This window comes from Corynebacterium sp. HFH0082, assembly GCF_000411235.1.
Taxonomy (GTDB): Bacteria; Actinomycetota; Actinomycetes; order Mycobacteriales; family Mycobacteriaceae; genus Corynebacterium; species Corynebacterium jeikeium_D.
In genome coordinates this window covers 2,150,650-2,163,134 of the sequence record NZ_KE150404.1, presented here as the reverse complement: position 1 = coordinate 2,163,134, position 12,485 = coordinate 2,150,650, and the positions used below count along the sequence as shown (strand labels likewise).

At 56.7% G+C, this 12,485-nt stretch carries 10 protein-coding genes and 1 pseudogene; 2 read left to right on the top strand and 9 right to left on the bottom strand.

The window, feature by feature from the left end:
- Positions 1-14: 14 nt before the first annotated feature.
- The 3 genes and pseudogenes from HMPREF1206_RS11355 to HMPREF1206_RS09275 form a co-directional block, all read right to left on the bottom strand.
- Positions 15-281 carry an HPr family phosphocarrier protein gene (locus HMPREF1206_RS11355; protein WP_231367226.1) on the bottom strand — a complete coding sequence of 89 codons (267 nt, stop codon included), beginning with the start codon at positions 279-281 and terminating at the stop codon, positions 15-17.
- A gap of 177 nt (positions 282-458) precedes the next feature.
- A pseudogene (locus HMPREF1206_RS11350) lies at positions 459-1,274 on the bottom strand (PRD domain-containing protein); the annotation flags it as partial.
- A gap of 65 nt (positions 1,275-1,339) precedes the next feature.
- Positions 1,340-3,460, bottom strand: coding sequence for a glucose PTS transporter subunit IIA (locus tag HMPREF1206_RS09275; RefSeq protein ID WP_016423055.1), 2,121 nt, complete (start codon positions 3,458-3,460; stop codon positions 1,340-1,342).
- 261 nt (positions 3,461-3,721) lie between these two features.
- On the opposite strand from HMPREF1206_RS09275, the gene HMPREF1206_RS09270 reads away from it, so the two are divergent.
- On the top strand, positions 3,722-4,639 hold the full coding sequence (locus HMPREF1206_RS09270) for a 2-dehydropantoate 2-reductase (RefSeq protein ID WP_016423054.1): 918 nt from the start codon (positions 3,722-3,724) through the stop codon (positions 4,637-4,639).
- 52 nt (positions 4,640-4,691) lie between these two features.
- Entirely contained in the window at positions 4,692-5,309 is a 618-nt protein-coding gene (locus HMPREF1206_RS09265; protein WP_016423053.1) for a DNA-3-methyladenine glycosylase I, read from the top strand.
- Between the two features lie 83 nt (positions 5,310-5,392).
- Here the strand turns inward: HMPREF1206_RS09265 and HMPREF1206_RS09260 are convergent, their stop codons facing one another.
- From HMPREF1206_RS09260 to glnA (HMPREF1206_RS09235), 6 genes are all read right to left on the bottom strand, one after another.
- The gene (locus HMPREF1206_RS09260; RefSeq protein WP_016423052.1) at positions 5,393-6,052 is read right to left on the bottom strand and encodes a hypothetical protein; all 660 of its coding nucleotides are present in this window, start codon (positions 6,050-6,052) and stop codon (positions 5,393-5,395) included.
- 309 nt (positions 6,053-6,361) lie between these two features.
- Positions 6,362-6,652 (bottom strand): PspC domain-containing protein, encoded by a 291-nt coding sequence (locus HMPREF1206_RS09255; RefSeq protein WP_016423051.1) that lies wholly within the window; start codon positions 6,650-6,652, stop codon positions 6,362-6,364.
- A gap of 52 nt (positions 6,653-6,704) precedes the next feature.
- Positions 6,705-6,899 (bottom strand): PspC domain-containing protein, encoded by a 195-nt coding sequence (locus HMPREF1206_RS09250; RefSeq protein ID WP_016423050.1) that lies wholly within the window; start codon positions 6,897-6,899, stop codon positions 6,705-6,707.
- A gap of 162 nt (positions 6,900-7,061) precedes the next feature.
- Entirely contained in the window at positions 7,062-8,519 is a 1,458-nt protein-coding gene (gene glnA / locus HMPREF1206_RS09245; RefSeq protein ID WP_016423049.1) for a type I glutamate--ammonia ligase, read from the bottom strand.
- Between the two features lie 72 nt (positions 8,520-8,591).
- The gene (locus tag HMPREF1206_RS09240; protein WP_016423048.1) at positions 8,592-9,764 is read right to left on the bottom strand and encodes a tyramine oxidase subunit B; all 1,173 of its coding nucleotides are present in this window, start codon (positions 9,762-9,764) and stop codon (positions 8,592-8,594) included.
- A 938-nt stretch (positions 9,765-10,702) separates the two neighbouring features.
- The gene (glnA, locus tag HMPREF1206_RS09235; RefSeq protein ID WP_016423047.1) at positions 10,703-12,139 is read right to left on the bottom strand and encodes a type I glutamate--ammonia ligase; all 1,437 of its coding nucleotides are present in this window, start codon (positions 12,137-12,139) and stop codon (positions 10,703-10,705) included.
- Positions 12,140-12,485 lie beyond the last annotated feature (346 nt).

Genomic DNA, 12,485 nt, shown 5'->3' with positions numbered 1-12,485 from the left:
CGTTCTAGCTGGGCTTACTCGGCATCAATGTCGCGCTCGAGCATGGCTGCAAGCTCGTCCAGAGCTGCAGCTGCGGAGTCGTCCTCGCAGCTCAGCGTGACTTCGTCGCCGTGCTTAGCGCCGAGGGTCATGACCTCCAGGATCGAGGCGGCATCGGCCTCTTCGTCGTCAAGGGAAATGACAATGTCGTAGTCGTACTCAGCAGCAGCCTGAGTGAACAGGGAAGCCGGGCGAGCGTGCAGGCCTACGGAGGAACCGATGGTAGCGGTACGAGTAATCATGGTTGAATCCTTTCGGGTCGAATATGTGAAATTTTCTGACTCAGGCACAGTGCCTGTACACCCCACCGCGGGTGCGCCGCCCGCTGGTGCTTGCTTAGCATCAACGTCGCGCACGCTCCGGGAAGCCCTGGAGGCGGTGGGAGATACAGCCGCTGCCTGCACAATGCGTGCAATGTGCAGGGTGAGGTAGGAAACTTCGTCTTCCGTCAACCCCGTCCCCAGACGCAGTTCAATGACTGCGGAGATACGCTGTGCGCAGCGAAACGCCTCTGGGGCGGAGTCACGGATGGCCTGGCCAATAGCGGAGGAGTGATCTTTCAACTGCTCATGCTTGGCAATCCGGACGAACAAGTAGCGCAGGTGCGTGATGAAGCGCCCTACATTGACAGTCTCTGGCTCCAGCGTGATGCCAAAATCACTTTCAATGATTGTGAGCAGCTGCTGCAGGACGCCCGTCATGGTGTAGGTGAAGCTCAAATCACCCGTGGCAAACCCGGCGTTGACCAGGTGCAACGTAATAGCCACTGCTTCGGAACGGGGCAATGGCGCTATACGACGGTCATTGAGGGCGCGATTGATATGCGACAAAATCGCCTGCGCCTGCGCGTATTCTTCACTATAAAGTTGGCTGACCTCCGCGAGCAGCGGGTAATCGGCTCGCTGCCCGTTAGCTGCCCTCATGATGGCGAAACCAATGTGATCGGCCAACGCCACAAGGAGGGAAGCGTTCTTCGTCATTGATTCCGGCAGGCCGGCTGCGGTTACCGCATCGGTCACAAGAGTCATGTGAGCCAGCGGAATTTCTGTGAGCATCGTGGCAATATGGTCCGGATCGCGGCCTTCTGCCGGGACGAAGATTCGGACTACTTTGCTCGAATCAACCGGCTGTCCCGGGCGAGCCTTGAACCCAATGCCGCGGCCGGTGATGATTTTTTCACCGGTCGCGTCCTTGGCCAGGACCACGTTGTTATTGAATACTCTCAGGATTTCCATGTCGGTAACCGTGAACTCCTCCATAAGTTGAGGGATTTCAGGCCGGTATGCCTTCTAGAAATCAATTATGGCTGAACTTCGATGACCATGTCGCCGGCTTGGACAGAGATGCCGGTGACCGGGGAAACCTTGGTTAGCTTCTTGGTATTGGTGATGGTCATCAGTGTCGTGGTTGGGTAACCAGCTTCCTTGACCTTGTCGAAATCGACCTCGGCAAGTACATCGCCGGCCTCGACGTGCTGCTTCTTGGAAACCTGGACATCGAAGCCTTCACCGGCCATCTTGACTGTGTCGATACCGACGTGGACGAGTACCTCTACACCGTCATCGGTCTTAATACCGAAGGCGTGACCGGTCTTTGCCACAGTCATCAACGTGCCCGATACGGGTGCGACCACGGTAGAACTGGTTGGCTTGATACCGACACCGTCACCGAGAGCACCGGAGGCAAAGACCGCGTCGCCGGCCTCAGCAAGGCTGACAACCTCACCGGCAACCGGGGCCTGCACCTGTACAGGCTTGGTATCAACGGCAGTTGCGACACCACCGGCGCCAGCTGCCGCAGCAGCCGGTGCGGCAGCCTCGGCGTTGGTACCAGCGTCACCGGAAGCCTCAGCTGGAGCCGAATCGGAGCCACTGGTGGCAGCGTGTGGGGTGGCGTCGCTGGGTTCGTCGTCAAGCTCTGCGGCGCGTGCGGCCTCGGCCTCAGCCTTCTCTTCCGGCGTGCGGTAGTCGGTGAGAATGATGGCGAACATGGCGACGAAGAATGCCACGGCGACGGAAATCAGGTAGACCCACATCGGTTTGAACACGACAGTGGTGATGAGGGAGGTGAAGACGAAGGCGTTGGTTGTCACACCACCGAACGGAGCCGACAGGATGGCGATAGTCAGACCGCCGGCGAAACAGCCGAGCAGCATGCGCGGGTAAATCCGCTTGAAGCGCAGGTGAATACCGTAGAGGGACGGCTCGGAGATACCACCGAAGAGACCGGCAGCGAGTGCACCCGTTGCAGTTTGGCGCATCTGAGTGTCGTGGTCGCGCATGGAAAGAACCAGCACACCGGCAGTTGCTCCGAAGCAGGCGAAGTTCCAGGCACCCATCGGGCCTTGGATGAAGTCGTAGCCGAGAGTCTGGATATTGACCAGCATCAAGGCATTCAGCGGCCAGTGCAGACCCAGCGGTACCAGGAACGGGTAGAGCATCGGGATGAGAATTGCGAACACAAACGGTGCGTTCGAGTTCATCCATGCCAGGCCGGAGCCAATTCCGTTACCCAGCCAGATACCCAGCGGGCCAATGAGGAAAGCCGTCAGCGGAATCATGATCAACATGGAGATAAACGGAACGAAGACCATCTGCACATTCTCCGGGAAGATCTTCTTCAAACCGTGGTAGACCACTGCCAGGATGGCGACCATGATCAGCGGTACAAAGACCTGTCCGCCGTAGTCATTGAGCTGCATTGGCAGGCCGAAGATGTTGGCGGTGAAAGTTTCGGTACCGAGTTCCTCGTTGACTGTCTTGATGGTGTCCGAGAAGCGATCGGTATCCTGCAGACTCATAAACTCCGGCGTCATTAGGGCAGCCATGATGGCTGCGCCCAGCCATGGATCTACCCGCAGCTTCTTCGCTGCGTTGTAGGCGACCATGATTGGCAGGAAGTAGAAGACGCTGCGCCACATGGCATCGACGAAAATCCAGGTGGCGGACTTATCCTCAGCGCGGAAGTCGACGATGTTCAGGCCGTCGAGTACAGCCGCAATCGCGATAATCAGCGATGCACCCAACAGCACGCCCAGGATTGGGCGGAAGGAATCCGAGAGGTACTCGAAGAAGTTGTCCAACCAGGAGTACTTGCCGCGTGCCTTCGAGCGAGCTTCTGCCTTAACGTCTGCGTCGGACTTAGTGGCGACTGCGCCGGCGCCCTTCATTTCCGGTAGATGCTTAATTGCCGTGTACATCGATTCGACGCCACCGCCACAGATGACCTGGTAGCGGTTATCGCCCTGGTGAACGACACCGAGTACGCCCGGCACCTTGTCAATCTTGTCCTCGTTGATCTTGGAGACATCACCGAGTTCAAAACGCAGACGCGTCGCACAGTGCGTCATGCTTGTGATGTTTCCGGGTCCACCGAGGTTTTCAACTATTGCCCTCGCGCTGGAATCTTTTGACGACCCCATCGTGACCTTCCTTCACAGTAAGCAGGGCCGTTAAACGCAAAAAGACCCGAGGCGCCACAAACTGTGGGCCTCAGGTCTTGCCTCAAAAGAGTAACAACCCTGGGTTGATATCTATTAACTTCGACCCTACTCCGCTTTACATAGTTTTGACAAGGTAGTAATTCAAGCTCAAATTTCACATTTGGGGATAGCCTGGATTGCCTGTGGACAACCGCATGCAACCTATTTCGCGCTCAGTGCGGAAGTCGTAAGGTGGCAGCTATGAGGATTGGAGTTTTAGGTGTAGGAGCTGTCGGCGGCTGGTTTGGCGGTCGCCTCGTGCAAGCGGGTTATGATGTCGTCTTTCTCGCCCGCGGCGAGACCCTGACACGTCTTCGTGAGGTGGGGCTCACGCTTATCGACGAGCACGGGGAACGCAGCATTATCCCCGTCAAAGCAGCCGACAATTGGGGTGAACTCACTGCCGATGGCGTCGACGTCGATGTTGTGATTGCAGCAACCAAGGCGCTGCCGGGCAACGATCCTTTCCCGCAAGTTCCGGCTGGTGCAGCAGTGGTGACCACCCATAACTCGGTGGAAATCCCTTATTTGGCAGCGGGGCGGTTCGGTGAGGACAAGGTGTTCCCGGGTGTTATCCGCGGTTTCTTTATCCACACTGGCCCGGCAGAAGTCACCTTCCGACCAGGACCGATGAGCCTGAACATCGGCACATTCGATGACTCCACTAATGACCTGGTCGGGGAAGTTATCGAGGCATTGCACATGGCTGGGCTCGGTGGCGAACAGCTCCCGGATATCTGGGTCGATATCTGGGCAAAAGCGATGTTCGTGGCTAACCTCGGTGCCCTAGGTGCCCTGGCTGATAGTCCGATTGGTTACTTGCGTTCGGAAATGCGCGACAGCTTGACGCGGATGTTTGAAGAAACCGAGGCAGTCGGTCGAGCCTGCGGCGTTGCGCTGCCAGAGGACATCGTGTCGCGGACCTTGGCCTTTACTGATGCTCAAGGGTACGACAACACCTCGTCGATGCAGCGCGACTACACCGCGGGACTTACCAATGAGCTCGATGCCCAGATTGGCGCAATCCGCCGGATGGGGCAGAAGGCGAAAGTGGAAACGCCGACGCTGGATCTGGTGTATGGCGCTCTGGTTGGGCGTCAACACAAGCATAAGAATTAAGAGCTGCGGTGCTCAGCTAAGTCAAACCGGAATTGGGGGATTGGAAAGACTGATGAAAATTGGATCGGACTACACGGAAAACAATGGGCTCATCATCGGTGAGGATGGGTTGGCTCGACCGGCATGGGCTGCTCACAGTGAGCTGCTGAGAGAGTACTACGACACCGAGTGGGGGATGCCGGTGCGCGATGAGCAAGGACTATTCGAACGGCTCAGCCTGGAGGTATTTCAGGCGGGGTTGTCGTGGGAGACAGTGCTGAAGAAGCGGCCCGCGTTTCAGGAAGCCTTCGCGAACTTCGACCCCGATGCGGTTGCTGATTTCGATGACGAAGATGTCGAAAGATTGATGAATGATGAACGAATCATTCGGAATCACAGGAAGATTACCGCGGTAATCAATAACGCCGCGGCGACGATTGCTCTGCGTGAAAACGGCGGCTTAGCCGAGTTGATGTGGTCGTTTAAACCGGAGAAGTCTCCCGAGCCACGTTCAATCGAAGAGGTGCCCAGCTACTCCGAGGAGTCCAAGGCGCTTGCCAAGGCATTGAAGAAAGCTGGTTTTAAGTTCGTAGGCCCCACCACGGTCTTTGCATCAATGGCTGCCGTGGGGATTGTCGATATCAACATTGTTGGCGCACATCGGCGCGGTGCCTCTGGCGTTTTTGACTAGTGGAAAGGGGGATTTAACTAGCTAGGGGGAAAGAAAAAGAGCGTGCCACCCGGCACGCTCAAAATCTTTCGGTTCGTGTAGAACTACTTGTTCTCGTAGGAGTCGGAGTAGTTCTGGCCGTCCTCAGAGGTCCACTTCATGGTGTCCTTAGTGAACGGCTGCTCCCAACCGTTTTCAATCTCGGACTCCGGAGCGGTCGGCAGACCAATCTCGTTTTCCAGTGCGCCGTTGGCAACCCAGGTCTCGCGAATCTTACCAATCAGCGGCTGTGCACCGTTGGTCTCTGGGGACTCAACGAAGGTGACGTTCTCGTATTCAGCGGCAACTGCGTCGCCGACCTTCTTAGCGGACTTGAACTCGCCAGCCTCAGAATCGTACGGGGAGGTGAAGGAAGAAGCTGCCTCGGTGATGGACTCAGGCAGGTCAGCCTCTGCCACATCCTCGCCAGCAGCGTCGCCCAGACCCAGACCGTTCATAGCCTCGCCGGCCTTGTCCTTAGCGCCATCAGCAGCCTCGCCAGCCTTGTCCTTAGCGCCATCAGCTGCGTCGCTGGCCTTATCCTTAGCGCCGTCCATAGCGTCGCCAGCCTTATCAGTGGCGTCGGTTGCTACCTGGCCAGCCTGATCCTTGGCGTTGTTAGCAGCATCCTGTGCATCATCGGAAGAACATGCAGCCAGGCCGCCGAGTAGGGCGGCGGAGCCGACGATTGCGGTAGCGATACGGGTCATCTTCTTGTTCTGCATTTCAAAACCACTTTCTTGAGAGCTAACTAAGTTACCTATTCAATTATTGGCAACTTCCACTATTTGCCAGAATTAAATTCAAAGAGAAATTGACAATTCTTTTGAATATCAGGCATCGGAAGAGGGCGTGGCTTCAAAGCCGTACAGAAAGAACACTAGGTAATTCTGGGACCTGTGCAAGTCAAATGGCGCGAATCTGTGCACTTTATGCACTATTTGTTACCGAATTTGCGTGATTGCGAAATTGGAATAGTGCTGGTGAGGGCGTTGCGAGTAACGGAAAGGTATCAATCTTATTAAGCTTGACGTTTATTGCTTATTTTCTTTCCCTGCGGGGTTGGAGCCGCGGGCATCGTCGTCAAGCGTGTACTCGCCATCTGGCAGGACGAACCAGGCTAAGAGGTAAAGAGCTAGGAATCCAGCGCCAATCTTCCAGCCAATCATCGATCCAACGCAGGGAAGGATGATGTAGACCATTCGTGTGAAAGTGATATCCCAGCCTTGGCTTTCCGCGATTCCTGCGAGGACGCCACCGAGGAGGCGGTCATTACGCGAGCGGTAAATTTTCTTGGTGGGTTTTTCGGGAGCGGCGTCGCTCATTAGATAAATACTCCAAGGTATGGCTATTTAGGTATTTTTCGGTCGACCGCGCTTATACGTAAGTTTGCTTCGGCATGATAATCCATGCTGCGAGGTAGAGAAGAAACTGCGGACCAGGCATCAGGAAAGACGCGACAAATATAACGCGCAGCAAAGTCGCATCCCAGTTGAAATACTCAGCGAACCCACCGAGCACACCGGCAACCATTTTGTTATTGGTGGAACGGGTCAGTGACTTGTTGTTCATAACAATCAAGGGTAGCCCCAATCCGTTTAGTTCGCAGTGGTGCTAGCTCTACTAAATGTGCCGACTAAAAACAGCGTGTCCCAGCTAAAAACACCGCTACCCCAATACGGTTAGGTGGGGTAGCGGTGTGGGCGTCGTCAAGCGAGCTTTACGGGGCGAATGCTAGCAGTCGTAGTAGAGCTCGAACTCCTGCGTCGTCGGGCGCAGACGTGCCGGCATAATCTCCTGCTCGAACTTGTAGCGGATATGCGCGTCGATGAGATCCTGTGTGAAGACATCGCCGGCAAGCAGGAACTCGTGGTCCTCTTCCAGCGCCTTCAGCGCACCCTCCAGCGAATGCGGGACGGTGGGGACGTCCTTGAGTTCCTCTGGTGGCAGCTCGTAGAGATCCTTGTCAATCGGCTTGCCAGGCTCGATGCGGTTCTTGATGCCGTCGAGACCAGCCATCATTGCGGCGGTGAAAGCCAAGTACGGGTTGCCCGACGGGTCCGGAGCGCGGAACTCGATGCGCTTGGCCTTCGGGTTTGCGCCGGTAATTGGGATTCGGATGGCGGCCGAGCGGTTCTCCTGGCTGTAGACCAAGTTGACGGGGGCCTCGAAGCCCGGAACCAGCCGGTGGTAGCTGTTCATCGTCGGGTTGGTGAAAGCCAGGACTGCGCCGGCGTGCTTCAGAATGCCGCCAATGTAGTAGCGCGCCATGTCCGACAGGCCACCGTAGCCATTCTCATCGTGGAATAGCGGCTTGCCATCCTTCCACAGTGACTGGTGGATGTGCATACCAGAGCCGCCATCGCCGGCCAATGGCTTCGGCATGAAGGTAGCGGACTTCTGGTTGAACTTGGCGGTGTTCTTCACCACGTACTTGAAAGTCTGCATGTCATCGGCAGCGTGCAGCAGGGTATTGAAACGATAGTTAATCTCCTGCTGACCGCCCGAACCCATCTCGTGGTGGGATTGCTCAACATGGAAGCCAACATCCTGCAGGTGCTCGCCGATTTCGTCACGAAGATCCTGCATGTGGTCATACGGAGCAGTAGGGAAGTAGCCGCCCTTGGTGCGCACCTTGTGGCCGAGGTTGCGCGATCCGTCCGGGTTTACCTTCACACCGGAGTTCCACCAGCCCTCAACCGAGTCCACCTCGTGGAATGACTTGTTTGAACTGGAGTCGTAGCGGACGGAGTCGAAGATGTAGAACTCTGCCTCAGCGCCAAAATTACAGGTATCGGCGAAGCCCAGTTCGTTCAGGTAGTTCTCGGCCTTGCGGGCAATATTGCGCGGGTCGCGACTAAACGGCTCGCGGGTGTGCGGGTCATGGACGAAGAACTTCATGTTCAGCGTCTTCGACTTACGGAACGGGTCGATGAAAGCCGTGTCCAGGTCGGGCAGCAGCATCATGTCGGAGTTATCCACCGAGGTGTAACCCGCAATGGAAGATCCGTCGAAGGCGAGGCCCTCATAGGCTGAGTCCTCATCAAACTCGGATACCGGAACGGTTAGGTGCTGTTCGATGCCGGGAACGTCGGTGAACTGGACGTCTACCCAGCGAATGTCATTGTCCCGGATGTATCGTTGGATTCCTTCCGGAGTTGTCTGGTCACTGCTGGGTTTGAACTTACCCATTGGTAAAACTCGCCTACTTCGCGTCTAGCTTGTTGAGCTTACTAATCGTGTTATCGAACTTGCTGGTCACTACTACTTCAGCAGCGGAACATCCCACAGGTTCAGCTTGGTGCCGATGCCCTTTGCCAGGGCGTTGTCGTAGACATCGGTGGCCCAGGCGACGTCCTCGACTGGCATGCCTCCGATGGAGTAGCAGAAGATTTCCTCGTCGTTCTGGCGACCCGGGGCCTTACCGGAAGCGATATCACCAATGTTGACAAGCTTCTCGGCGGGAAGGGTGCCCTCTTCCTTCATGTCCCACCAGCGGTTACCCGGAATACCGAGCAAGCGCTCATAGGTCACGTCTGGGCCGTTCTCGTTGAACCACTCTTCGTACAGGCCGGTGTAGTCAACGACGAGGTTGCAGTCGTCGGAACGCACGAAGTCGTCGTCGAGGCGTGCAGCGGCTGGCATGAGCAGCAGCGCGCCGGGCTTCAGATACTCCTTCTTGAAGTACGGGAAACCGGACGGGCCATCGGAGGAAGTCGAGGTGCCGGCGATGAGGATGTTGGAGTCGCGGATGGCCTCTTCTTCGGTCTCGACGATACGGACCTCTTCCAGCTGCGGGAACTCGTTCTTAATCCAATCGACAGCCTTCTGAGTCGAGGCCTGGGAGCGGCCCTTGACCTTGACCTTCTTAATGCCCGGACGCTGCGACATGGCAGAGCCGAGAATGGTGCGGCTCATAACACCCGGGCCAATGATGCCAACGACCTCGGCGTCTTCGACGGCCAGGTGCTTGACGCCGACACCCGGAACAGCGCCAGTGCGGTATGCCGACAGGAGGTTTGCCGACATGACAGCCTTCGGGGCACCCGTAATTGCATCGTTGAGAATGAACAGGTGGATCGAACGTGGCAGGTCGTTCTGGCGGTTATCGGCATTGGAGCCGTACCACTTCACACCTGCGCCGTTGAAGCGACCACCGAGGTAAGCGGGCATTGCCATGAAACGACGGTCAGGGCCATTTGCCGGCATACCCTCATGGATTGGGTTATCCGGGAAGTTGATCTGGGCACCGTGGGAGTTAGCGGAAGCACCGGCCATGCGGTAGTCGCCGTCAGCCAGCAGAATCAGGGTTTCTTCCATGGTCTCAACACACTTGGCGAAATCCGTGACACCAGCTTCAACCATGTCCGGTTCGCTGAGGTAGAGAAAATCAATGCGAGTTGAGTTTTCTGGGTTGGCAGCGTTTTCGTTAGTCAAGAATGCTCAAATCCTTCTTAATGTTCATCGGCCACCCTATGCGGCGGCTCTGCTTAAGAAATTCCAGATGCATGCTCTCCAGAATCAATCAAATCGCCTCGGCGTGGGCTCTCGAGTCGCCATTTCCGAGGGGTATGGCGTACCACCATACGGAAAAACCACAGCGTAGGGGCGTTTACGCAGTTTTCAGCACGACATTCCCGCTTTACGACGGTCACAGCGACAGAGTCCAATTTCCGTCAATAAGTTGCCCGTAATAACTACTTCGACATGCACAATTGATACTTTTTGAGAACGATTACAGATGAGTGAATTATCCTCCCACGCATCAATGTTTATGAACTTTGTCACATGTCATTAAGTTGCGACACATTTCTGGTTCAACGGGCGTGATTGCCTGGCGTCCTACCTTCGCAGCATGCCCCATCCGCTCTTGGTGTCCGCCCCCTTGCGGTGTCCCTCGCATCCGTCCCTCGTGTTGTCCCTAGCGCCACCCTCGCACTTATGGCCACTTTTCTGGCACTTATCGATGATTTTCCTTCACTCATCGACGGCTGTCCGGCACTTATGCGCACGGTATCCTCCCCACCCTGTCACTTGTCGATGCGCTGTTCACTTATGGCCACGCTATAGCGCATCGACAAGTGAATATTGCATCGATAAGACTGGGGCGGAGAGTGTGCAACTCTACTCGTGCAGGGGTCGCGGCCCTTTTGTGGTGGTGTATGACCCTGTTCAGGGGAGTGGCCCGGAACCGCGCACAAATTCGTGCTCACATACGCGCGCGTATGCGGGCCCAGGCGCCCGCAGCCAGCATGACCGCAATGAAAAACCGCCTGACCACATTAACTGTGGTCAGGCGGCATCTAACAAGCTCGTTGGGCGGCCATGAGGAGCAATGGGGGGGTGCTTGCTGTGGCCGTCGTGAAGCGAAAACTTTAGCAGTCGTAGTACATTTCGTATTCCTGCGGAGTCGGGCGCAGGCGAACCGGTTCGATCTCGTTTTCGTACTTGTAGTCGATGTAGGTCTGGATGAGGTCCTCGGTGAAGACATCGCCCTCGAGCAGGAACTCGTGGTCGTTGCGCAGGGCCTCGAGCGCGGCCTCGAGAGAGGTCGGAGCCTGTGGGATGTCGGCGGCTTCCTCCGGCGGGAGCTCGTAGAGATCCTTGTCAACCGGAGCGTGCGGCTCGATGCGGTTCTTCACGCCGTCCAGTCCGGCCATCATCATGGCAGCGAAGCCAAGGTACGGGTTGCCCGACGGGTCCGGGGCACGGAACTCGATGCGCTTTGCCTTCGGGTTGGAGCCGGTGATCGGAATGCGAACAGCGGCAGAGCGATTGCGCTGCGAGTAGACCAGGTTAATCGGAGCCTCGAAGCCCTTGACCAGGCGGTGGTAGGAGTTCAGGGTCGGGTTGGTGAAGGCCAGTACCGCACCTGCGTGGTACAGGATGCCGCCGATGTACCAGCGAGCGATGTCCGACAGTCCTGCGTAACCGGCCTCATCGTGGAACAGCGGCTTGCCGTCCTTCCACAGCGACTGGTGAGCGTGCATGCCCGAGCCGTTGTCGCCAGCCAGCGGCTTCGGCATAAAGGTGACGGACTTGCCCTCTTCCCAGGCGGTGTTCTTGATGATGTACTTGAAGGTCTGCAGGTCGTCTGCAGCGTGCAACATCGTGTTGAACTTGTAGTTGATCTCCTGCTGGCCACCAGTGCCGACCTCGTGGTGGGCGCGCTCCAGGTCGAAGCCGGCGTCAGCGAGCTTCAGGCACATCTTGTCGCGCAGGTCCTGGTAGTGGTCGTACGGAGCGGTAGGGAAGTAGCCGCCCTTCAGACGGGTCTTGTAACCCAGGTTTGCAGAGCCGTCCGGGTTCTGGTCCTTGCCGCGGTTCCACCAGCCTTCGATGGAATCAACTTCGTAGAAGCCGCGGTTGGTGTCGGTCTCGAACTCTACGTTGTCGAAGATGTAAAACTCCGCCTCAGCGCCGAAGAAACAGGTGTCGGCGATGCCGGTAGAGATGAGGTATTCCTCCGCCTTCTTCGCGACGTTACGCGGGTCGCGGGAGAACGGCTCGAGGGTAAACGGATCGTGGACGAAGAACTTGACGTTCAGGGTCTTTGCCTTGCGGAACGGGTCAATGCGCGCGGTGCTCAGGTCGGGCAGCAGTGCCATGTCGGACTCGTCGATGGAAGTGAAACCACGAATCGAGGAACCGTCGAATGCCAGGCCTTCGGCCATCGCGTCCTCGTCAAATGCGGATGCCGGGATGGTGAAGTGCTGCTCGATGCCGGGAACATCCGTGAAGCGGACGTCTACGAACTCGACGCCCTCTTCCTTGATATACGCGACTACTTCCTCGGGAGTTTTGAAGGACATGTGCGGTCTCCTTAGTTGGCCTTGTTTAGTACGCAGCAGGGAATTCTTGCACGCTGTTTCGTGCACCTGCCGCGCTGTCAAGGACTGGCCGGTTGACGCCTTCAAGCTTAACGAACCACGCATTCATTCTGGAATTAGAACCACGAATTTCTGGCATGGCGCGTGAGGAATTCGCCAATACGGAATGGGTTACGCAAATAGGGAGCGGATTATCTGTTTATGGAAACACGGCAATATCCTGCGCATTCATGTCACACACGCTTTACGACGAGCCTTTAGCTCCCATGCTGATAAGAAAATGGAAAAGGCGACGCAACATCGCCCCCGGATTACCCCCGCACGCGCT